The organism is Dactylosporangium cerinum, from assembly GCF_042653625.1.
GTDB classification, from domain to species: Bacteria; Actinomycetota; Actinomycetes; order Mycobacteriales; family Micromonosporaceae; genus Dactylosporangium; species Dactylosporangium cerinum.
On the sequence record NZ_JBHSIU010000059.1, the window covers coordinates 1 to 20,985 of the forward strand.

25 protein-coding genes are annotated in these 20,985 nt (G+C 70.1%); 18 read left to right on the forward strand and 7 right to left on the reverse strand.

Translation table 11 applies throughout. The features are described 5' to 3' along the window. Positions 1-20: 20 nt before the first annotated feature. From ACFPIJ_RS41085 to ACFPIJ_RS41095, 3 genes are all read right to left on the reverse strand, one after another. Positions 21-920: a phosphatase domain-containing protein gene (locus ACFPIJ_RS41085; protein WP_380123875.1), complete on the reverse strand. Its 900-nt coding sequence runs from the start codon at positions 918-920 to the stop codon at positions 21-23. After that, the gene (locus tag ACFPIJ_RS41090) at positions 920-1,981 is read right to left on the reverse strand and encodes an RNA ligase (protein WP_380123877.1); all 1,062 of its coding nucleotides are present in this window, start codon (positions 1,979-1,981) and stop codon (positions 920-922) included. The genes ACFPIJ_RS41085 and ACFPIJ_RS41090 overlap by 1 nt, the downstream gene beginning before the upstream one ends. Positions 1,982-2,043: 62 nt before the next feature. Next, entirely contained in the window at positions 2,044-2,214 is a 171-nt protein-coding gene (locus ACFPIJ_RS41095; RefSeq protein ID WP_380124065.1) for a hypothetical protein, read from the reverse strand. Positions 2,215-2,471: 257 nt separating this feature from the next. On the opposite strand from ACFPIJ_RS41095, the gene rpmE reads away from it, so the two are divergent. The 3 genes from rpmE (at position 2,472) to ACFPIJ_RS41110 (ending at position 4,283) form a co-directional block, all read left to right on the forward strand. Then, positions 2,472-2,705: a 50S ribosomal protein L31 gene (gene rpmE, locus ACFPIJ_RS41100; protein ID WP_327006026.1), complete on the forward strand. Its 234-nt coding sequence runs from the start codon at positions 2,472-2,474 to the stop codon at positions 2,703-2,705. A 135-nt stretch (positions 2,706-2,840) separates the two neighbouring features. Further along, positions 2,841-3,947 carry a peptide chain release factor 1 gene (gene prfA, locus ACFPIJ_RS41105; RefSeq protein ID WP_380123879.1) on the forward strand — a complete coding sequence of 369 codons (1,107 nt, stop codon included), beginning with the start codon at positions 2,841-2,843 and terminating at the stop codon, positions 3,945-3,947. Positions 3,948-4,076: 129 nt separating this feature from the next. Beyond that, on the forward strand, positions 4,077-4,283 hold the full coding sequence (locus ACFPIJ_RS41110) for a hypothetical protein (RefSeq protein ID WP_380123881.1): 207 nt from the start codon (positions 4,077-4,079) through the stop codon (positions 4,281-4,283). A gap of 360 nt (positions 4,284-4,643) precedes the next feature. On the opposite strand, the gene ACFPIJ_RS41115 is transcribed toward ACFPIJ_RS41110, so the two are convergent. Further along, complete coding sequence (locus ACFPIJ_RS41115; RefSeq protein ID WP_380123883.1) at positions 4,644-6,182, reverse strand: GGDEF domain-containing protein; 1,539 nt, start codon at positions 6,180-6,182, stop codon at positions 4,644-4,646. A 34-nt stretch (positions 6,183-6,216) separates the two neighbouring features. On the opposite strand from ACFPIJ_RS41115, the gene prmC reads away from it, so the two are divergent. The 3 genes from prmC to ACFPIJ_RS41130 are packed head-to-tail and all read left to right on the forward strand — an operon-like array spanning position 6,217 to position 8,327. After that, on the forward strand, positions 6,217-7,095 hold the full coding sequence (gene prmC / locus ACFPIJ_RS41120) for a peptide chain release factor N(5)-glutamine methyltransferase (protein ID WP_380123886.1): 879 nt from the start codon (positions 6,217-6,219) through the stop codon (positions 7,093-7,095). A 7-nt stretch (positions 7,096-7,102) separates the two neighbouring features. Further along, positions 7,103-7,741 (forward strand): L-threonylcarbamoyladenylate synthase, encoded by a 639-nt coding sequence (locus tag ACFPIJ_RS41125; protein WP_203854673.1) that lies wholly within the window; start codon positions 7,103-7,105, stop codon positions 7,739-7,741. A 4-nt stretch (positions 7,742-7,745) separates the two neighbouring features. After that, a complete protein-coding gene (locus tag ACFPIJ_RS41130) occupies positions 7,746-8,327 on the forward strand; it encodes an arsenate reductase/protein-tyrosine-phosphatase family protein (protein WP_380123888.1) in 582 nt (193 codons plus the stop codon). Here ACFPIJ_RS41130 and ACFPIJ_RS41135 read toward each other — a convergent pair. Continuing rightward, positions 8,317-9,795 carry an SDR family oxidoreductase gene (locus ACFPIJ_RS41135; RefSeq protein WP_380123891.1) on the reverse strand — a complete coding sequence of 493 codons (1,479 nt, stop codon included), beginning with the start codon at positions 9,793-9,795 and terminating at the stop codon, positions 8,317-8,319. The genes ACFPIJ_RS41130 and ACFPIJ_RS41135 overlap by 11 nt on opposite strands. Positions 9,796-9,838: 43 nt before the next feature. Between ACFPIJ_RS41135 and ACFPIJ_RS41140 the strand changes: the two genes are divergently transcribed. Further along, positions 9,839-11,089: a serine hydroxymethyltransferase gene (locus ACFPIJ_RS41140; protein WP_380123893.1), complete on the forward strand. Its 1,251-nt coding sequence runs from the start codon at positions 9,839-9,841 to the stop codon at positions 11,087-11,089. Beyond that, the gene (locus ACFPIJ_RS41145) at positions 11,086-11,484 is read left to right on the forward strand and encodes a hypothetical protein (protein WP_380123895.1); all 399 of its coding nucleotides are present in this window, start codon (positions 11,086-11,088) and stop codon (positions 11,482-11,484) included. The genes ACFPIJ_RS41140 and ACFPIJ_RS41145 overlap by 4 nt, the downstream gene beginning before the upstream one ends. Here the strand turns inward: ACFPIJ_RS41145 and ACFPIJ_RS41150 are convergent. Beyond that, positions 11,481-11,936 (reverse strand): hypothetical protein, encoded by a 456-nt coding sequence (locus ACFPIJ_RS41150; RefSeq protein ID WP_380123897.1) that lies wholly within the window; start codon positions 11,934-11,936, stop codon positions 11,481-11,483. The genes ACFPIJ_RS41145 and ACFPIJ_RS41150 overlap by 4 nt on opposite strands. Before the next feature lie 225 nt (positions 11,937-12,161). On the opposite strand from ACFPIJ_RS41150, the gene ACFPIJ_RS41155 reads away from it, so the two are divergent. The 8 genes from ACFPIJ_RS41155 to atpD all read left to right on the forward strand — a co-directional run bounded on the left by ACFPIJ_RS41155 (position 12,162) and on the right by atpD (position 18,948). Then, on the forward strand, positions 12,162-12,377 hold the full coding sequence (locus ACFPIJ_RS41155; RefSeq protein WP_380123899.1) for an AtpZ/AtpI family protein: 216 nt from the start codon (positions 12,162-12,164) through the stop codon (positions 12,375-12,377). 32 nt (positions 12,378-12,409) lie between these two features. Then, on the forward strand, positions 12,410-13,186 hold the full coding sequence (gene atpB, locus ACFPIJ_RS41160) for a F0F1 ATP synthase subunit A (RefSeq protein ID WP_380124067.1): 777 nt from the start codon (positions 12,410-12,412) through the stop codon (positions 13,184-13,186). 96 nt (positions 13,187-13,282) lie between these two features. Further along, the gene (atpE, locus tag ACFPIJ_RS41165; RefSeq protein ID WP_380123902.1) at positions 13,283-13,504 is read left to right on the forward strand and encodes an ATP synthase F0 subunit C; all 222 of its coding nucleotides are present in this window, start codon (positions 13,283-13,285) and stop codon (positions 13,502-13,504) included. Between the two features lie 40 nt (positions 13,505-13,544). Beyond that, positions 13,545-14,096 (forward strand): F0F1 ATP synthase subunit B, encoded by a 552-nt coding sequence (locus ACFPIJ_RS41170; RefSeq protein WP_380123905.1) that lies wholly within the window; start codon positions 13,545-13,547, stop codon positions 14,094-14,096. Next, on the forward strand, positions 14,093-14,914 hold the full coding sequence (locus tag ACFPIJ_RS41175) for a F0F1 ATP synthase subunit delta (protein ID WP_380123907.1): 822 nt from the start codon (positions 14,093-14,095) through the stop codon (positions 14,912-14,914). The genes ACFPIJ_RS41170 and ACFPIJ_RS41175 overlap by 4 nt, the downstream gene beginning before the upstream one ends. Before the next feature lie 39 nt (positions 14,915-14,953). Continuing rightward, positions 14,954-16,591 carry a F0F1 ATP synthase subunit alpha gene (atpA, locus tag ACFPIJ_RS41180; RefSeq protein WP_380123910.1) on the forward strand — a complete coding sequence of 546 codons (1,638 nt, stop codon included), beginning with the start codon at positions 14,954-14,956 and terminating at the stop codon, positions 16,589-16,591. A 3-nt stretch (positions 16,592-16,594) separates the two neighbouring features. After that, on the forward strand, positions 16,595-17,521 hold the full coding sequence (locus ACFPIJ_RS41185) for a F0F1 ATP synthase subunit gamma (RefSeq protein WP_380123912.1): 927 nt from the start codon (positions 16,595-16,597) through the stop codon (positions 17,519-17,521). Continuing rightward, positions 17,521-18,948 carry a F0F1 ATP synthase subunit beta gene (gene atpD / locus ACFPIJ_RS41190; RefSeq protein WP_380123914.1) on the forward strand — a complete coding sequence of 476 codons (1,428 nt, stop codon included), beginning with the start codon at positions 17,521-17,523 and terminating at the stop codon, positions 18,946-18,948. Before ACFPIJ_RS41185 ends, atpD begins: the two co-directional genes overlap by 1 nt. Before the next feature lie 80 nt (positions 18,949-19,028). Here the strand turns inward: atpD and ACFPIJ_RS41195 are convergent, their stop codons facing one another. Continuing rightward, positions 19,029-19,919, reverse strand: coding sequence for a calcium-binding protein (locus ACFPIJ_RS41195; RefSeq protein ID WP_380123916.1), 891 nt, complete (start codon positions 19,917-19,919; stop codon positions 19,029-19,031). Between the two features lie 216 nt (positions 19,920-20,135). On the opposite strand from ACFPIJ_RS41195, the gene ACFPIJ_RS41200 reads away from it, so the two are divergent. Then, positions 20,136-20,420, forward strand: coding sequence for a F0F1 ATP synthase subunit epsilon (locus tag ACFPIJ_RS41200; protein ID WP_380123918.1), 285 nt, complete (start codon positions 20,136-20,138; stop codon positions 20,418-20,420). A 16-nt stretch (positions 20,421-20,436) separates the two neighbouring features. Continuing rightward, positions 20,437-20,892 carry a DUF2550 domain-containing protein gene (locus ACFPIJ_RS41205; RefSeq protein ID WP_380123920.1) on the forward strand — a complete coding sequence of 152 codons (456 nt, stop codon included), beginning with the start codon at positions 20,437-20,439 and terminating at the stop codon, positions 20,890-20,892. Positions 20,893-20,985: the final 93 nt, after the last annotated feature.

A 20,985-nucleotide genomic window follows, 5' to 3' on the forward strand; every position in this document is an offset into this window, starting at 1 on the left:
CTTCCGGATCATGGAAAGCGCTAGAAGTTGCCCTCGGCGACCTGGAAGACGGTCAGGCCCAGAGCCCGCCACATCCGCACCACCTGCTGGCGGTCGTCGAAGACGCCCACCACGTGGTAGCGGCTGCGGATCTCCTTGTCGAAGATCTCCTGCTTCACGATGCTGTCGCGGCGCTGGTCGCCGGTGACCCGCATGAACAACGCGGTGTACGGCACTCCCACGTGCTCGTCCAGCCACGCCGCGGTGTCCTCGCGGCAGTCGTCGGTGCGGCCGGAGCAGAACACGATCTCGTGCCCCGCCGCGTGCATCGCCCGGACCGCCGCGATCACCGGCGCGTTCGGCAGGTCGAAGCGGACCCGGCTGACGTCGTACGGGCTGCGGTCGTTGATCAGCGCGACCGTGCCGTCGATGTCGACGAGCACGACCCGCGGCGCGTCCGGCGGCGGCTCGTAGACGACCCCCACGGTGTCGAGCAGCGGCAGCGGCAACGGCAGGGCGCGTCCGGCCAGGTACCGCTGGTGCATCGACCGGATCGCGTCCTCGCCGACGTGACCGGGGCCCTCGCGCAGCGCGTCGCGCCGCACGCACTCGTCGACCGGCACGTCGGTGAAGTCCCGCACGGTGAACGCCGCGCCGTGCTTCGCGGCCAGCTCGGCGAGCTCCCGCACGACCCGGCCCCGCAGGTTGGTGTCGTCGCACACGACGTCGGCGCCGCCGAGCAGCAGCGCGTCGATGGCGGCGTGGTGCGCCTGGGTGACCTCCTTCTCGGCCCGGCCGCGCCGCGCGTCGTCGTCGATCCGCCCGCCGTGCATCATGCCGCGCAGGTCGTCGCGGTTGACCCGGACCAGCCCGGCCTGCCCGCGCGCCCAGGTGGTCTTGCCCGACGCCGGCAGGCCCCGGGTGATGGTCAGCGACGCCATCAGCTCTCCTCCTCCGTCACCTTCGGCCGGACCCGCTGCCACAGCAGACCCCGGTAATCCTTGTCGTCGAGGCGCAGGAACAGGCAGCTGCGCGCCGGGTGCTTCGAGATCGCGATCGCGAACTCCTTGCGGCCCCAGCCCTCCGGCAGGGTCGCGAGGGTCGCCTCGTAGGCCGCCTCGACCTCGGCGGCGAGCGCCGCGGCCTCCTCGCGCAACCCGTCGGCGATCTTCGTGGCCCACGCGTGGAACTCGTCCGGCAACGGCTCCAGCAGTGTGTCCAGGGTGCCGTCGCCGACCGCCTCCCACACCACCCGGGCGTTGAGGCCGGTGACGATCCGGTGCAGCCGCACGTACTCCGAATACTTGATCTTCAGTCGGGTGTCGGGGCCGGTGAAGTGCACGACCAGGCCCTCGCGGTTGTCCCGCGGCGGCGCGGCGAGCGCGGCGGCGAGCGTGGTGTGCTCGAACGTGTCGACGACCGGCCCCGGCCAGCCCGGCACCGCTTCCGGTCCGTGGCTGCGACCCGTGACGATGTCGACCGCGCCGAGGAGCACGAGGTCGTCGAGGCCGCCGTAGTCCAGCACGATCCGGTTCGACGGGTAGATGATCTCCACGAGGACCGTGAGTCCCGCGGGCGGCGTGAAGCGCGCGGCGTACCGGTCCCGGAACACCGCCGTCGCGTGCCGCGCCTGCTCCGAGTCGAACGAGCCGCGGGTCGCGAACGCCCAGCCGTCCGCCGCCGGGAACATGATGCCCAGCGAGCCGTCGGCCTTGTCGGTGACGCGCACCGGCCCGTCGAAGTCCATCTCCGGCACGCCCGGCTGGCCGTGGTTGAAGAACTTCGTGAACGGCCGGGCCAGCACGATCCCGGTCCCGGCGTGCACGACGAGACCCCGGCACGCGAGGGTCGCCGCGTTCCAGACGTTCTCGTACTGCGCCTTCTCGGTGTAGTTGTGGATCAGCAGCGGCAGCGTGGGGTGGCGCTGGGTGCGCACGTATCCGCCGCTGGCCATCTCGGCCAGCAGCGCCGGGTCACACAGGGCATCGATGTGGAGGCTCATAGCACGGGCCAGCGTAGGTGAGCCTGGCTCGCAACCGCGACGCTATAACGGGAGCAGCGCGGTTACCGTGGTCCCCGGCCCGGAGCCGTCGATCGTGCACGTGCCGCCCGCCGCGCCGACGCGGTCCGGCAGGTCGCCAGCGCCGCCCTCGCCTCGTCGGACCCGGCCGGTGTCTCCGCTTTCTGGAGGTGTACGGCCAGCGCCACCAACTGCTGCTGCGCGCCGTCGTGGATGTCCCGTTCCTTCTCCGCTCCTCGGCCTGGCGGAGGAGTGCGAGGTGCACAAGCGCGTCAAGGCGATGCTGCTCGCGGCCTGACAGCGAAAGCTCGCCGGCGGAGGTTCGCCGGCGGGAATGCCCGTGGTGGGAGCGGCGTTACAGACTCCGGTTGAGGTGCTGTGACCCGCTCATGGCAGACTTGACCGAAGGCCAGACCAGGTTCCGGTTCACGCCATATGGCGACCCGGCGACCACGACGAAAGGACCGCGGCCATGAAGCCGGACATCCACCCGCAGTATGCGACCACCGAGGTCACCTGTTCCTGCGGTAACGCGTTCACCACCCGCAGCACCGCCAAGGGCGGCACGATCCACGTGGAGACGTGCTCCGTCTGCCACCCGTTCTACACGGGCAAGCAGCGCGTGCTCGACACCGCCGGCCGGGTCGCGAAGTTCCAGCAGAAGTACGCGAAGGCTGCGGCCAAGAAGGCCGAAACCGCCAAGTAGCTGCACGTCCGGCGCCCGCACCATCCCGCTCGACGGGGTTCGGTGCGGGCGCCGACTTCGTCTTTGGCCGGGTTTTTCTTCCGCTGGTTTCTTCTGCTGGTTTTTTCCTTTGGTTCTTCGTTTGGGGCGCGAGACATGAGCACCGACACCTCCTCCGGACAGCGGCTGCGGGCCCTGCTCGCCGAATACCAGGAGCTCGAGCAGAAGCTCGCCGACCCGAGCATCCACGCCGACCAGAACCTGGCCCGCAAGACGGGCCGGCGTTTCGCCGAGCTGTCCCCGATCGCGAAGATGTCAGGCGAGCTCGACGCCGCGCGGGAGGACCTCTCGGCCGCCCGTGAGCTGGCCGCCGAGGACTCCGCGTTCACGGGCGAGGCCGACGAGCTGGAGGCGCGGATCCCGCACCTGGAGGAGCGTCTCGCCGAGCTGCTCGCCCCGCGCGACCCCAACGACGCCAAGGACATCATCCTGGAGGTCAAGGCGGGCGAGGGCGGCGAGGAGTCCGCGCTGTTCGCCGGCGACCTGCTGCGGATGTACATGCGCTACGCCGAGCGGCACGGCTGGCAGACCGAGCTGCTCGACTCGCAGGAGTCCGACCTGGGCGGCTTCAAGGACGTCGCCGTCTCGATCAAGACCAAGGGCATCCCGGAGGGCGGCAACGGCGTCTGGTCCAGGCTCAAGTGGGAGGGTGGCGTCCACCGCGTCCAGCGCGTGCCGGCCACCGAGTCCCAGGGCCGCATCCACACCAGTGCGGCCGGTGTGCTGGTGACGCCCGAGATCGAGGAGGCCGGTGAGATCGAGGTCGACGCCGGGGACCTGCGCATCGACGTGTTCCGCTCGTCCGGCCCGGGCGGCCAGAGCGTCAACACCACCGACTCGGCCGTCCGGATCACCCACCTGCCGACCGGCATCGTCGTCTCCTGCCAGAACGAGCGCTCCCAGCTGCAGAACAAGGACCGCGCGATGCGGATGCTCAAGGTCAAGCTGGCCGCCCTCGCGGAGGAGCAGGCGGCCGCCGCGGCCGGCGACGCCCGCCGCTCGCAGGTGCGCACCGTCGACCGCTCCGAACGCATCCGGACCTACAACTACCCGCAGAACCGGATCTCCGACCACCGGATCGGTTACACGGCGTACAACCTGGACCTGGCCCTGGCCGGCGACCTCGACAGCGTCCTGGACGCCCTGGCCGACGCCGACCGCAAGGCCCGTCTCGCGGGTGACGACCAGCTCAGCCGAGGGTGACGCGGGTCTAACGCAGACGTCACACAGCGGAAACGATGCACGGGCAGCCTGGATTCAGGTAGCGTTTCGACCCGAACGAGCTTACCGATCGTGATCACCGCTGCCGACCCGACCTTTCGGAGGGACGCCATGCCATCGTCGACCGTCGACCTGTCCGCAGCCCCGCGCGTGGTGGTCGGCACCGCAGCCGACCTGATCTACAAGGTCGGCCTGTCGATGCTGGGCGCGGACCGCGTCCCGACCGCGAAGGCGAACGCGTGGGCGGCCGTCTGCGCCGACCAGGAGCGCGCCCGCATCCGCGAGGAGAACGCGCGGATCCTGCTCGCCGTCCGCTGACCGGCCTTCCGTCGCCGACCAGCCCCGCGCGAGCAGGTCAAGGCAGTCGGCAAGCCTGGAACGGGCACAGTCCGAAATGTCGGACATGGCCTGTTCTGTAACCGCCGTCACCCATGTCGCAGGTGACCGGCGCTCGCGCGCTTCAGTGATCAACTGGCGTCAGCGGTCGTGCCGACGACCCTTCGGACGCTCCGTCCAGCCAGCCCCCGCATCTTGGATCATGCCCGGTTGATCAAAGGCGCCCCGTGGTCATCGAGGCGACCAACCTGCGACTTCGATCACGGCGGGGCCTGTGGCGGCCTGGGCGTCGAGGGTCGTGAGCCTGGTGTGATCGAAGTCGCCCGGTCGGTGGGGGGTCGGTCAGGAGGCGGCGCGCGGGCGGGGGGTCTTCGCGCGCAGCATCGCGTGGTCGGCGGCCTCGAAGGCCTCGGCGACCGACTGGAAGTCCTCGCCCGACAGCCCGGCCCAGCCGATCGTCACCCCCACCGGCGTGCCGGGGACCAGGGCCTGCCAGTCCTCGGCGGCGACCGCGGCCGTGATGCGGCGCTGGATCTCGCGGGCCTCGGCGGCCGACGTGGTGGGCAGGACGACGACGAACTCGTCGCCGCCGTAGCGCGCGACGAAGTCCCCCTTGCGCATCACACGGTTGAGCACGCCGGCGACCCGCTGCAGGACCAGGTCGCCGGAGAGGTGGCCGTGGCGGGTGTTGACCTGCTTGAAGCCGTCCAGGTCGCAGACGCCGAGGGCGGCGTGCCCGCCGGCGGTGAACAGCTTGGTGACGTGCTCCTCCAGGTAGCGGCGGTTGGGCAGGCCGGTGAGCGGGTCGGTCTGCGCCTCGCCCCGGTGGAAGTCGACCCGCCGGACGAGGTCCTCGTGGTCCAGGAGCGCGGCGACACCTTCCACGAAGAGGTCGCGGAGCCGGTCCGGCTGGATGTTGGCCACCCGGAACGCGTTGCGGTCGGCGTGATAGGCGGCGCGGTAGTCGCCGGTGCCCAGGTGCGCCAGGGCCCGCAGGCGGTGCTGCTCGGCGGGGCCGAGGGAGTCGTCGCTGACGTGGGCGGTCTCCAGGCGGGCGACGGCCTCGATCGGGCGGCGCTCGGCGATCGCTTTGCACACGGCGCCGAGGGTGCGCAGGTCGCGGGCCCGGGTCGACATGCCGGCGGACTCCAGCAGCGGCCACGGGTCGACGTCGGTGACGAGGCCCTGGATGCCGAGGGTGCCGAGGCGCAGGACCGCGTAGCCGAGGGCGCCGCGGGCGATGGGGCGCAGGTTGTCGAGGTCGTTGTCCTTGTGCTTGCGCTCCAGGTCCATGACGACGTCGCGGAGGATGCGCTGGCAGCCCTCGCTGTCGCCGCGGTGGTCGAGCTCGACGGCGTGCAGGAGCCGGATCTGGGGGGTGGCGAAATCGGTGTTGGCGGTCTCGACCCCGACCTCGGCGGCGACCTCCCTGGCCTTCTCCATCGCCGCGTTGGCGTGTTCGTGGAAGCCGGTGTACGAGTACGCCATCGCCAGGTTGTGCCAGCCCCACGCGGTGGCCTCGTCGAAGAGCTCGACGGCGCCGAGCGCGCGGGAACCGTGCACGAGGGCGCGGACGCAGCGGTCGAGGGAGCCGGCGCGCAGGGCGACGATCGCCGCGAGGGCCTGCAGCTCGCCGTACTGCGCGGGGTCCTGGACCTGGCGGGCGGCGGCGAGGCCCGCGTCGAGCGCCGCGGGGTAGTCGTCGGCGCGGCCCATGTTGATCAGTGCGATGAGCCGCAGCGTGAGCGCCTCGACGCGGTCATGCGGCGACTGGTCGTCGGCCAGGACGCGGTCGATGACCGTCATCGCCTCGCCGAGCTGGTCGTCGAAGATCATCCGTCGGGCGCGGGTCAGCTCCGACGTGCGGTCTGCCACCGCCATCGGACCCTCCTTTCGCGCGCCCCATGATTATGGGGTGCACAGCACCGAACATGACATGCCCGGACCCCAGTTGCCCACGCTTTCCATGGTGATCGCGGCCGCGACCCGGGTGCTGCAAGGCGCCGGGGTGGCATCGCCGAGGGTTGACGCGGAGCTGCTCGCCGCGCACGTGCTCGGGATGCCCAGGTCACGGCTGCTGACGGCGCCGCCGCCGGATCCGGGACAAAGCGCCGAGATCGAGCGACTGACCACGAAACGAGCGGCGCGGATTCCGTTGCAGCACCTGACCGGCACGGCGCCGTTCCACGGGTTCGAGCTCGAGGTCGGTCCAGGGGTGTTCATCCCACGGTTCGAGACGGAGCTGCTGGTGGAGTGGGCGCTGCTGCGCGTACCCACGAGCAGAACGCGAATCGTCGACCTCTGTGGAGGGTCGGGTGCGATCGCGGTCGCCGTAAAAAACGAACACACAGAGGTGTACTGCGTGGAGAAGAGCGACGCGGCGCTGGTCTGGCTGCGGCGCAACGTGGCGCGCCTGGCGCCGGACGTCCGGGTGGTCGACGGCGACGTCACGGACCCGGCCGTCCTGCGCGACCTCGACGGGACGGTGGACCTGGTGCTGAGCAACCCGCCGTACGTGCCGGAGGGCGCACCGGTCGACGTCGAGGTGGCGGTGCACGACCCGCACGACGCCGTGTTCGCCGGTGCGGACGGTCTCGCGCTCATGCCGGGGCTCGTCCGGCGGGCCGCGGACCTGCTGCGACCCGGCGGATGGCTGGGGATCGAGCACGACGACACGCAGGGCGAGTCGCTGCCGGCGCTGATCCGGGCGACCGGGCACTTCGCCGAAGTGATCGACCACCATGATCTGGCCGGGCGCCCGCGATATGTCACCGCCCGGCGAATGGCAGACTAGCCGCGTGATGCTCTACGACTGCAGCCAGCTTGCCGAGCGCGACCGCGGGATCGCCGCCGCGATCGAGGCGGTGGGCCGCGGCGACCTGGTGGTCCTGCCGACCGACACGGTTTACGGCATCGGCGCCGACGCCTTCAAGTCCTGGTCGGTCACCGCGCTCAACAACGCCAAGGGCAGTTCCGCGCCCGTGCCGGTGCTCGTCGGGTCGCGGCACACCCTCGACGGGCTCGTCTTCGGGCTGCCACAGGCGGCGCGGGACCTCGTCGACGCGTTCTGGCCCGGCGCGCTCACGATCGTCGTGGAGCACGCGCCGAGCCTGCAGTGGGACCTCGGCGGTGGCGACGGCACGGTCGCGGTGCGCATGCCGCTGCACCCGATCGCCCTCGAGGTCCTGCGCGAGACCGGCCCGATGGCCGTGTCGTCGGCCAACAAGCAGGGCCAGCCGGCGGCGGAGACCGCAGCCGAGGCGCGCGACCAGCTTGGCTACTCGGTGAGCGTCTACCTGGAGGGCGGCCCGTGCCCCGAGCCGGTCGCCAGCACGATCATCTCGGTGACCAACAGCGAGCACCGGGTGCTGCGGGCCGGCGCGATCCCGATCGAGAAGCTCCGCGAGGTCGTGCCGGGCCTCATCGGCATCGGCGAATAGCCAGATGGCGCCGTTCAGCGTCCTGTGCGTCTGCATGGGCAACATCTGCCGGTCGCCGATGGCCGAGCGGCTGCTGGTCGCCGACCTGGCCGCCCTCGGCGCGGAGCCCGACCTGGTCTATGTCCACGGCGCCGGCACCGGCGGCTGGCACGCGGGGGAGCCGATGGACCCGCAGGCGGCCCGGCAGGTCCTCGCGCGCGGCGGGGACACGAAGGGCTTCAAGGCCCGCAGGTTGCTGGCGGAGCACGTCGACGCCTCGGATCTGGTGCTGACCGCGACCGCCGAACAGGTCGACTTCGTCGTGTCGCTGCGCCCCGACGCGGCGGCCAGGACCTTCGTCTGGGGGCAGTTCGCCCGGCTGCTGCCGGCGGTGACCGCCGACCTGCCGGCTGCGGGCCGTGACGCGGACTCGATCCATGCCCGCGGGGTCGCGCTGGTCGACCTGGTGGACAAGGCCCGCGACGAGGTGCTCGACGAGGACGACCTCGCCGACCCGTGGGGCCGCCCCGACGACTTCTTCGGCATCGTCGCCGATCAGGTCCAGGCTCTGACCCGGCCCCTGGCCAGGGCGCTGCTCAGCCGCTGACCGTCGCCAGGGCCGGCTGCCGCTCGGCGGTGCGGGCGATGTTGCGCGCCATGCCGCCGAAGATGAACGCGTGGAAGGGTGCCACGCCCAGCCAGTACAGGTGACCGGCCAGCCCGCGGGGCAGGAAGACGGCGCGCTGCTCGTACACCGCGTGCCCCTGCTCGTCCTGAGCGGCTCGCATCTCCAGCCAGGCCCTCCCGGGGAGTTTCATCTCGGCCCGCAACCGCAGCAGCTCGCCCGGCACGATCTCCTCGACCCGCCAGAAATCCAGAGCCTCGCCGACGGACAGGCGCTCGGGGTCCCGGCGGCCGCGGCCCGGTCCGACGCCGCCGGCGAGCCGGTCCAGCCAGCCGCGGACGGACCAGGCGAGGGGGAACGAGTGCCAGCCGTTCTCGCCGCCGATCGCCTCGATCACCCGCCACAGCCGGTCCGGCGAGGCGTCGACCCGGCGGGTGCGCTCGTCGTGGTACACGGTGCCGCCGGACCAGGACGGATCCGAGGGCAGCGGGTCGCTGGGCGCCCCGGGCAGCACCGCGTCGGCCCAGCGGGTCTCCACGTCCGCGTCGCGGATCTTGCGCAGGGCGAGCCGGACCGCGAGGTCGAAGCCGGTGAGCCCGTCGTGCGGGTCGGGCACGAACGCGGCGATGTCGTGCTCCCGGCAGACCGCCTCATGGATGAGGCTGCCGACGAGCGGCCGGGCGATCCGGTTGGGCACCGGCGTCACCAGGCCGACCCAGTGCGAGGACAGCCACGGTGTGAGCGGCCGCACCGGCAGCAGGACCCGGTGGGGGAGGCCGGCGACCCGCGCGTAGCGGCGCATCATGTCGGCGTAGGTGAGCACGTCGGGGCCGCCGATGTCGAACGCGCGGTTGAGCTGCACGGGGAAGACCGTCGCGGCGGCGACCAGGTAGCGCAGGACGTCGCGGATCGCGATCGGCTGGATCCGGTTGCGCACCCACCTGGGCGTGACCATGACCGGCAGCCGTTCGGTGAGGTACCGCAGCATCTCGAACGACGCCGAGCCCGAGCCGATGATGACGGCGGCGCGCAGCACCACGGTCGGCACGCCGCTGCGCAGGAAGATGCCGGCGACCTCGCCCCGGGAGCGCAGGTGCGCGGAGGCGCGCTCGTCCGGCTCGGGTCCGCCGAGATACACGATCCGCCGCACGCCGGCGTCGAGGGCGGCGACGGCGAGGTTGAGCGCGCTGAGCCGGTCGACGTCCTCGAAGGACGCCTGGCCGAGCGCGTGGACCAGGTAGTAGACGACGTCGACGTCGCGCATCGCCTCGGCGAGGCCCTCGTCCCGGGCGACGTCGCCGGTGGCCACCTCGACCCGGCCCGCCCACGGCACGTCCCGCAGCCGCCGTGGATCGCGGGTGAGGCAGCGCACCTCGTGCCCGGCGGTGAGGAGGCGGGGCACCAGCCGTCCGCCGACATATCCGGTCGCGCCGGTCACGAGGCATCGCATGACTTCATGCTTACCCTGCGCTGATGCGCCCTAGACTCGTTTCATGGCCGAGACCTACTGGGGGCCGGACTTCGACGCGCTCCGCGAGACGGATCCGCAGATCGCCGACGTCGTCCTGGATGAGCTGCAACGCCTGCGCGGCGGACTGCAGCTCATCGCGAGTGAGAACTTCACGTCCCCGGCGGTGCTCGCCGCGCTGGGCTCGACCCTGACCAACAAGTACGCGGAGGGCTACCCGGGCCGCCGCTACTACGGTGGTTGCGCCGCCGTCGACCGGGCCGAGGAGCTCGCGATCGAGCGGGCCAAGGCGCTGTTCGGGGCCGAGCACGCCAACGTGCAGCCGCACAGCGGTGCGAGCGCCAACCTGGCCGCGTACGCCGCGCTGCTCATGCCCGGCGACACCGTCCTGGCGATGGAGCTGCCGCACGGCGGGCACCTGACCCACGGCAGCAAGGTCAACTTCTCCGGCAAGTGGTTCAACACCGTCGGCTACCCGGTCCGCCGCGACGACGAGCTGATCGACTACGACGAGGTGCGCGAGCTCGCCCTCACGCACCGGCCGGCAATGATCATCTGCGGGGCGACCGCGTATCCGCGGCTGATCGACTTCGCCCGCTTCCGCGAGATCGCCGACGAGGTCGGCGCCTACCTCATGGTCGACGCGGCGCACTTCATCGGCCTGGTGGCCGGCAAGGCGATCCCGTCGCCGGTCGCGTATGCCGACGTGGTCAGCTGCACCACGCACAAGGTGCTGCGCGGCCCCCGCGGCGGCATGCTGCTGTGCCGGGAGACGCTCGCGCAGCGCGTCGACAAGGCGGTCTTCCCGTTCACCCAGGGCGGCCCGCTCATGCACGCGGTCGCGGCGAAGGCGGTCGCGCTGCACGAGGCCGCCCAGCCGGCGTTCGCCGACTACGCGGGTCAGGTCGTGCGCAACGCCCGGGCCCTCGCCGCCGGCCTCTCGGATCAGGGGATGCGGCCGGTGTCCGGTGGCACCGACACCCACCTGGCCCTGATCGACCTGCGCGGGCTGGGCATCACCGGCCGCGACGCGGAGGAGCGCTGCGACGCGGCGGGCATCACGCTCAACAAGAACGCCATCCCGTACGACCCGGAGAAGCCGATGACCGCCTCCGGCGTGCGGGTCGGCACCCCGTCGGTGACGACGCAGGGGATGGGGGAGCCGGAGATGGCCGAGATCGCGGCGCTGATCGGCGCGGCGATCCGTGGTGAGCAGGTCGGTGACCGGGTGACCGACCTCGTCGGGCGGTTCCCCGCGTATCCTCGTCCCTTGTGAAGAAGCGGCTGCAGCACCTCCCGACCGCGTTGATCGCGATGGGCGTCCTGCTCGTGGTCGCCGCGCCACTGGCCGGTTGGCGCGACGGCGCCGACGGCGCGCTCGGCGCCCTCGCCGGTGCGGGCCTGGTCGCGCTGAGCTACACACTGTCGAGCCTGATCATCGCGGTGACCGACCTGCGGGCCAGGCACCTGCTGGTGCCGGTGGCGATGAGCACCTACATGTTGAAGTTCACGCTCATCGGCGTGGTCATGTGGATCATCGCGAGCACCGACTGGGGCGGGCTGCCGTGGCTGGGCGCGCTGGTGATCGCCGCGACCTTGATCTGGGTCGCCGCACAGGCCGTCTGGGTCTGGCGGGCCAAGATCCCCTACGTCGAGATCGAGCCCTCTTAGCAGGGGTTCCGGCGCTCGCCGCTGGTCTGGGACAGCTTCTTCGTGCGCTTGTTGTCGACGACCGAGCCCTCGACCAGGGTGCGGAACGTGCCGGCCGCGCAGGCGGTGCTGACCTGACGGGTCCTGGCCGCCGCGGAGACCTCGCGGGTCGTGTCGACCGATTTGCTGGCGAACGACTCCTTGGCCACCGTGGTCCAGGTGCCGCCGTCGTTGCGCTGGAGCTGGACCGTGACGGTGAGCCCGTCGGGCCCGGGGGAGTCACAGCGGAACTGCGCCGTGGCGACGATCCGGCCGTCCTTCTTCACCGGCCGCTGCGGTGAAACGGAGCACAGCACGGCGACGGTGCCGCCGCTCGACGCCGCCCTGGGCGTGCTGCCCGTGCCGGTCTTGGTGACCACGATCGCGGCGAGGATCAAGAAAAACGCGATGACGGTGTTGCGCAAGGTCGTCACCCCAACACTCATTGTTACGCTGAGCCTCCAGCTAACCCTCTGGGGGTGACCGTGCGCAACATTCACTCACGCGGCAGTCGTGTAGTTGACGTTTGCCAAGCGTTAGGCGTAGTAACGTTGACGGCCGTCGGTTGATGCATCCGGCCCCTAGAGCAACCCCCGCGCGATGAGCACGCGGGGGTCGATGCACGGGTGCTCCCGGCAGGCTGATATGGTCACCGCGTCATGGCCGATAACCAGACACCCAAGCAGTCCGGAGCGGGTGGCGCCAACGAAGGTTGGGCCGCCGTCGGATACCTCATCTCGGGCATTGCCGTGTGGGGCTTCGTCGGCTGGCTGATCGACGAGTGGCTCAACGCCGGAGGCATCATCACGGCGATCGGGTGCGTGCTCGGCGCCGCTGGCGGCATCTACCTGGTCGTCAAGCGCCTCGGCGCCTGACACCCAGTTGTATCGATAACGAGAGGGACGTGGTGAGCGGTCTGGTTTTGGCGGAGGCGCCTTTTCCGCCCAGCGTGGACGACATCTTCCCCCCCAGTCTCTGGGAGGCGGCGCCCTGGTTGACGAAGTTCAGCCTGTTCCTGTGGCTGGCCGTCGCGGTGGTGCTCGTCTACTTCCTGGTGTCCTACCGCTCGCCCAAGATCGTGCCGACGAAGAAGCAGTGGCTCGCCGAGTCGATCTACGGATTCGTGCGGGAAGGCGTCGCGAAAGACGTCATCGGCCACCACGGGCTGAAGTTCGCGCCCTACCTGGCCTCGCTGTTCTGCTTCATCCTGGTCGGCAACGTCTTCTCGATCGTGCCGTTCATCCAGGTCTCACCGAATGCGCACATCGCGTTCCCGGCGGTCCTGGCGATCTGCACCTACGTGCTCTACCTCTACCAGGGCTTCAAGAAGCACGGCTTCGCCGGTTACATCAAGCACGCCGTCTTCCTGCCCGCCCCGTGGTACATGCAGTTCCTGCTGATCCCGATCGAGGCGCTGCAGGCCTTCGTCCTCCAGCCGGTCACGCTCGCCCTGCGTCTGTTCGCCAACATGTTCGCCGGGCACATGCTGCTGCTGGTCTTTACGCTCGGCGGCTTCGCGCTGCTCAACGCGGAGAGCTTCTTCCTCAAGCCAATCTCGCTGGTCTCGTGGGCGATGACGATCGCGCTCACCTTCTTCGAGCTGCTGATCGCCGCCCTGCAGGCCTACGTGTTCGTTCTACTGACGGCCAACTACCTCGCCGGCACGCTCGCCGAGGAGCACTGAGCCGCACCCCCCCGCTTCGATATTCGAAAGCGAACGCACCACCTTTTTTCAGTTGTCCCGCGTGAGCGTCACGCGAGATCTCAGGAGGAATTCCACATGGACCAGGCAGCAGTTGTAGGCAGCCTCAGCGCCGTCGGCTACGGCCTCGCCGCCATCGGCCCCGGTATCGGCGTCGGCATCATCTTCGCGTCCTACATCCAGTCGACCGCCCGCCAGCCCGAGTCGGCCGGTCTGACCCGTACGTACATGTTCCTCGGCTTCGCCGTGGTCGAGGCGCTCGCCCTGCTGGGCATCGCCTTCGGCTTCGTCTTCAAGTAAGCCTCCCGCCTCCACCAACATCTGAAGCGGGAGGTTTCCCATGCTGCAGTTCCTGGCTGAAGAGGGAGCTGAACACAACCCGATCTTTCCGATCTGGCAGGAGATGCTCGTCGGCTTCATCGCCTTCGCCATCCTCTGCTACGTGCTGATGAAGTTCGTCTTCCCCCGCATGGAGGAGACCTTCCGCGCACGGGTGGACGCGATCGAGGGTGGCATCAAGCGCGCCGAGGAGGCGCAGGCCGAGGCAAACCGGCTGCTGGAGCAGTACAAGCAGCAGCTCGCCGAGGCCCGCACCGAGGCGGCCAGCATCCGGGACGAGGCACGCGCCGACGCCCAGGGCATCCGTGAGGACATCCTCACGAAGGCCCGGGAGGAGAGCGACCGCATCATCGCGGCGGGCCGCGAGGCCCTGCAGACCGAGCGGCAGACCATCGTCCGCCAGCTGCGCGCCGAGATCGGCTCCCTCGCCGTCGACCTCGCCGGTCGGATCGTCGGGGAGTCCCTCGAGGAAGAGGCCCGCCGCCGTGGCACGGTCGAGCGGTTCCTCGACGAGATCGGCGACGGTGCCGCCGGCACCGCCGGGCGGCGTTGATGGAGAACATCAACCGCGAGGCCTACGGGGCCGCTGCCGACGAGCTCGCCGCGTTCGCGGCGAGCGCTGACGTTCAGCGGATCGGTGCGGTCGCCGAGGACATCCTCGCGGTGGCCGACCTGCTGCGGCGCGAGCCGCGGCTGCGCCGGGCCCTGGCCGACCCTGGCCGCTCCGGCGCGGACCACGCCGAGCTGCTGCGGTCGGTGCTGGCGGGCAAGGTCAGCGACGAAACCGTCGGCCTGCTCGCGACCCTGGTCACCGGCCGCTGGTCGGGTCCGGGGGCGCTGCTGGACGGCTTCGAGCAGCTCGGCGTCATCGCCCTGCTGTCCGGTGCCGACCGCGGTGGCGACCTCGCCGACGTCGAGGACGAGCTGTTCCGGTTCGGCCAGGTCGCCTCGGGCGACCCGCGCCTGGCCGCGGCGCTCGCCGACTCGTCGGTGCCGGTCGAGACCCGCCGGCAGCTGATCGACGACCTGCTGACCGGCAAGGCCAAGCCGGCCACGGTCCGGCTGGCGCACCTGGCGGTCGCCGGGTTCGGCGGCCGGGGCTTTGAGAGCTCGTTGATCCGCCTCGTCGAGCTGGCCGCGAAGCAGCGCGACCACTCGGTGGCCTACGTGACCACGGCCGTCGTCCTCAGCGACGCCGAGGAGCAGCGCCTGGCCGCCCGTCTCGCCGAGCTGTACGGTCGAGAGGTCTCCCTGAAGATCGACGTCGATCCGCGCATCATCGGAGGCATGCGGGTCAAGGTCGGTTCGGACCTCTATGACGGCACGGTCTCCCGTCGTCTCGCCGAGGCGAAGACGGCGCTCGCCAAATAATCCCCGAAGCTTGATTTATCCTAGATAGAAGGTTGAGGAATGGCCGAGCTGACCATCTCCTCGGACGACATTCGGGGCGCACTCGAGCGCTACGTGTCGTCCGTTGATTCACGGATCTCCCGCGAGGAGGTCGGCGTCGTCTCGTACGCCGGCGACGGCATCGCCCAGGTCGAGGGTCTGCCCTCGACGATGGCCAACGAGCTGCTCGAGTTCGAGGACGGCACGCTCGGCGTCTCGCTCAACCTTGACGTCCGCGAGATCGGTGTCGTCGTCCTCGGCGACTTCGAGGGCATCGAGGAAGGTCAGCAGGTCAAGCGGACCGGCCGGGTGCTCTCGGTCCCGGTCGGCGACGCCTTCCTGGGCCGCGTGGTCAACCCGCTCGGCGAGCCGATCGACGACCGCGGCGAGATCGCCAACGAGGGCTTCCGCGAGCTCGAGCTCCAGGCGCCCAACGTCATGGCCCGCCAGCCCGTCAAGGAGCCCCTGCAGACCGGCATCAAGGCGATCGACGCCATGACCGCCATCGGCCGGGGCCAGCGCCAGCTGATCATCGGTGACCGGAAGACGGGCAAGACCACGGTCGCCCTCGACACGATCATCAACCAGCGGGACAACTGGAAGTCCGGCGACCCGAAGAAGCAGGTCCGCTGCATCTACGTCGCCATCGGCCAGAAGGCCTCGACGATCGCCGCCACCCGCGGTGTTCTCGAGGAGCAGGGCGCGATGGAGTACACGACCATCGTGGCCTCCCCGGCGTCCGACCCGGCCGGCTTCAAGTACCTGGCCCCCTACGCCGGCTCGGCCATCGGCCAGCACTGGATGTATGGCGGCAAGCACGTCCTGATCGTCTTCGACGACCTGACGAAGCAGGCCGAGGCCTACCGCGCCGTGTCGCTGCTGCTGCGCCGCCCGCCGGGCCGTGAGGCCTACCCGGGTGACGTCTTCTACTTGCACTCCCGGCTGCTGGAGCGCTGCGCGAAGCTGTCCGAGGAGCTCGGTGGCGGCTCGATGACCGGTCTGCCGATCATCGAGACCAAGGCCAACGACATCTCGGCCTACATCCCGACCAACGTCATCTCGATCACCGACGGTCAGGTCTTCCTCGAGTCCGACCTGTTCAACCAGGGTGTGCGTCCCGCCATCAACGTCGGCACCTCGGTGTCCCGCGTCGGCGGCTCGGCCCAGGTCAAGGGCATGAAGGACGTCGCCGGCCGGCTCCGGCTGGACCTCGCGCAGTATCGCGAGCTGGAGGCCTTCTCGGCGTTCGCGTCCGACCTGGACAAGGCGTCGCGGGCCCAGCTGGACAAGGGCGCCCGCCTGGTCGAGCTGCTCAAGCAGCCGCAGTTCTCCCCGTTCGCGGTCGAGGACCAGATCGTCTCCGTGTGGGCCGGCACCACCGGTCAGCTCGACGACATCCCGGTCAGCGAGATCCGTCGCTTCGAGGGCGAGTTCCTGCAGTACCTGCACAGCAACCGCAAGGACCTGATCGGCGGCATCGCCGAGTCCAAGAAGCTGCCCCAGGACGCGATCGACGGTCTGACCGACGCGATCAAGAGCTTCAAGCAGGTCTTCATGGTCAAGGGTGCCGAGGCTCCGGTCAACGAGGCCCCGGCCAAGGCGTTGCAGGGTGAGCAGGCTCGCGAGACCGTCACCCGCCAGGTCCGGAAGTCGGGCTGAGCCATGGCCGGTCAGGTACAGGCACTGCGCCGGAGGATCCGCACGGTCAAGTCGACCAAGAAGATCACCAAGGCGCAGGAGCTCGTCGCCACGAGCCGCATCGGTAAGGCGCAGGAGCGGGTCGCCGCGTCGCGCCCCTACGCCGAGGCGATCACGGGCGTGCTGACGGCACTGGCGACCAACACCAACGTCGATCACCCGCTGCTGGTGCCGCGCAACCCGGTCCGCCGGGCCGGGGTGCTGCTGGTCACCAGCGACCGCGGACTCTGCGGCGGCTACAACGCCAACGCGATCCGCCAGACCGAGCAGCTCATCGCTCGCCTGCGCGCCGACGGCAAGCAGGTCGCGCTCTACGTCTCCGGGCGCAAGGGCGTGGCCTACTACCGGTTCCGCGGTCGCGAGATCGCGGGCAGCTGGACCGGCTTCTCCGAGCAGCCGCGGTTCGAGAACGCGCGGGAGATCGGCGAGACGCTGATCCAGGCCTTCGTGAACGGCGCGGACGACACGGTCGACGGTCCCGGCCCGGACGGCATCTACGGTGTCGACGAGCTGTACATGGTCCACACCGAGTTCCGCTCGCTCATGACGCAGGCCCCCGTCGCGCGCATCGTCGCTCCGATGGAGGTCGAGGAGCAGGAGGTCTCCGGACCGCTGCCGGCGTACGAGTTCGAGCCGGAGGCCGAGGAGCTGCTCGAGGCGCTCCTGCCGAAGTACATCAACACGCGGATCTTCGCGGCGTTGCTGGACTCGGCGGCGAGTGAGTCGGCGGCCCGCCGGCGCGCCATGAAGAGCGCCTCAGACAACGCCGACGACCTGCTGAAGCGGTACACCCGCGAGATGAACTCCGCTCGGCAGGCGGCGATCACCCAGGAGATCAGTGAGATCGTCGGCGGCGCCAACGCGCTGGCGGCGGCGGGAAGTGATGTGTGATGACTGCACCAGCCAAGACCGCGGTCGGCCGCGTCGTCCGGGTCATCGGCCCGGTCGTCGACGCCGAGTTCCCGCGCGACGCCATGCCCGAGATCTACAACGCGCTCAACGTCGAGGTGACCCTCTCCGAGGGCACCAAGAAGCTGACGCTCGAGGTTGCCCAGCACCTCGGTGACAACATGGTGCGTGCCATCTCCATGCAGCCCACGGACGGTCTCGTCCGCGGCGCCGAGGTGCGCGACACCGGATCCGGCATCTCGGTGCCGGTCGGCGACATCACCAAGGGCCACGTGTTCAACGCCCTCGGCGAGGTGCTCAACGCCGACGAGTCGAAGCTCGAGATCAACGAGCGCTGGGAGATCCACCGCAAGGCGCCCGCGTTCGCCGAGCTCGAGCCGAAGACGGAGATGCTGGAGACCGGCATCAAGGTCCTCGACCTGCTCGCGCCGTACGTGCGTGGTGGCAAGATCGGCCTGTTCGGCGGTGCCGGCGTCGGCAAGACGGTCCTCATCCAGGAGATGATCATCCGGGTCGCCCGGAACTTCGGTGGCACCTCGGTGTTCGCCGGCGTCGGCGAGCGCACCCGTGAGGGCAACGACCTCATCCTGGAGATGGCCGAGGGCAACGTCCTGGACAAGACCGCGCTGGTCTTCGGCCAGATGGACGAGCCGCCGGGCACCCGTCTGCGGGTCGCCCTGGCCGCGCTGACCATGGCGGAGTACTTCCGTGACGTGCAGAACCAGGAGGTGCTGCTCTTCATCGACAACATCTTCCGGTTCACGCAGGCCGGCTCGGAGGTCTCCACCCTGCTCGGCCGTATGCCGAGCGCCGTCGGTTACCAGCCGACCCTGGCCGACGAGATGGGCCAGCTCCAGGAGCGCATCACCTCCGTGCGGGGCAAGGCCATCACCTCGCTCCAGGCGATCTACGTGCCCGCCGACGACTACACCGACCCGGCGCCGGCCACCACGTTCGCCCACCTGGACGCGACGACCAACCTCGAGCGGTCGATCTCGGACAAGGGCATCTACCCGGCCGTCGACCCGCTGGCGTCCTCCTCGCGGATCCTCGCGCCGGAGTATGTCGGCCTCGAGCACTACACGGTCGCCCGTGAGGTGCAGCGGATCCTGCAGAAGTACAAGGACCTGCAGGACATCATCGCCATCCTTGGTATGGACGAGCTGTCCGAAGAGGACAAGGTCACGGTGGGCCGGGCCCGGCGCATCGAGCGGTTCCTGTCGCAGAACACCTACGCGGCGGAGCAGTTCACCAACGTCCCCGGTTCGACCGTCCCGCTCAAGGAGACGATCGAGTCATTCAAGAAGATCTCCGAGGGTGAGTACGACCACTTCCCCGAGCAGGCCTTCTTCATGTGCGGCGGTCTCGAGGACCTCGAGCGCAACGCGCACGAGCTCATGAAGGACTGACGCTCCGGCGTATCACGAGGGCGTCCCCTGGTTCCAGGGGACGCCCTCGCTGCGTCCAGGGCCTCCTTGTGGAGCGGGCCCTACGGGGTGACGACCAGGCCGCAGTTCACCGTGGTGCCGCCGTCGGCCTCGGTGTAGCACCAGTCGGAGCCCGCGCCGCCGTCCAGGGCGTCGAAGCCGGCCCCGCCGCGGAGCGTGTCGACGCCGCCTTCGCCGTACAGGCTGTCGTTGCCGCCCTGCCCGCGCAGCGTGTCGTTGCCGTTGCCGCCGCGCAGGGTGTCGTTGCCGGAGGTCGGGAAGCACACCATGAACAGGCAGATGTCGCCGGTGCCGCCGTCCAGGACGTTGGCCGACGCGTTGCCGGTGAGCGTGTCGCCACCGGCGCCGCCGGTGAGGTTCTCCACCCCGCTCACGTAGGTGTCCTCGGCCCCTCCGGTCGCCACTGCGGCCACCACGGCGCCGATGCGCCCCTCGTAGGACACCGTGTCGCTGCCGGCGCCTCCGGCGATCCAGTCGTTGCCCGGGCCGGAGTAGACGAGGTCGTCGCCGTCGCCGCCCGCGACCTCCTGGTTCGAGCCGCCGGTGCCGCCCGTGCGCACGACGTCGTTGCCGGCGCCGAGGTTGAGGTGCCCCGGCCGGGTCGTCTGGTTGTCGAGGAAGTCGTTCAGGTCGCCGAGATCGACGTCCCAGAAGCTCAGGATGCGTTCGCACTCCATGACGGTGTCGTCGCCGAGGACCGGGTAGACGCAGTCGTCCTCGTCCGACGTGATGGGCACGACGTCGTCGATGCGGTACAGGTTGACGCCCACCGACGTCAGCACCACCACGTTTGCCTGGCCGGGGGCCGCCACGTAGACGACCTCCCCGCCGCTGAACGAGATCTCGGCGGCGGGGACGTCGGCATGGGCCTGCTGGGGGACCGCAACGGCCGCCGCGATCAGGACCGTGGCCGCGGTGATCCTTCCTCGCATGAAAATCACCTCCGTCTTTTTCAGTGAAGGGCCCACCGTGACAGGGTGACGTGCGTCACGCTCTGAAGTGTCGGATACCTACCTCCAGCCGATTCGTGCCCGCCACTTCACCCGCATTTCATGAGTTGTGCCAACGTGGCGAGGCCCACTGCTCGCCTCGTCGGATCATTGACTACACTCGGCAAAACCGAATCGCGCACACGAGGAGTAACTAGCGTGGCGAGGCAGCTGCACGTCGAGCTCGTAGCCGTCGAGGAAAAAGTCTGGTCCGGTGACGCCGACATCGTCATGGCGCGCACGACGGAGGGCGACCTCGGTGTGCTTCCCGGCCACGCGCCGCTCCTCGGTCAGCTGGCCGAGCCGGGCCAGGTGCGCATCAAGCACTCCGGTGGGCAGGAGATCGTCTTCGACGTCTCGGGCGGGTTCCTCTCCGTCACGGCGACCGGGGTGACGGTGCTCGCCGAGAGTTGCACCCCCGCATCCGCGCAAGCCGCGCACTGACACGCGGGCGGCGTCGGTGAGGATCGTCGAGGGAATCGGCATCGGGGTCCTCATCCTGCTCGCCGCGCTGGCGCTGCTGTTCCTGCGCCGCGTCGTCATCGCCCGCCAGGGCGGCACGATCGAGCTGGGCGTCCGGCTGAGCACCATGGTGCCCGGCCGGGGCTGGTCCGCGGGCCTGGCCCGCTTCGCCGGCGACGACCTGCGGTGGTATCGCATCTTCAGTTTCTGGCCCGGCCCACGCCGGGTGCTTTCCCGGCGTGGGCTCTCCGTCGACCGCCGGCGCAGCCCGGACCCGGCCGAGCTGCTCGTCCTCCCGCCCGACTGGGTGATCGTGCGGTGCATCAGCCGCCAGTCGCCGGTCGAGATCGCGATGGCGGAGCGGGCGCTGACCGGGTTCCTGTCATGGGTGGAGGCGGCGCCTCCGGGTGAGTCGACCCCGGAGACCCGGCCGTACCGGTATCGCACAAACTAGTCAGAAATTGACGACCGTCTCTCACCTAGGGGAGACTGGCGCGGCCTGAGAGCGCTCTCCAAGTGGCCCGCCGTCCACCCCTAGGAGCATCCC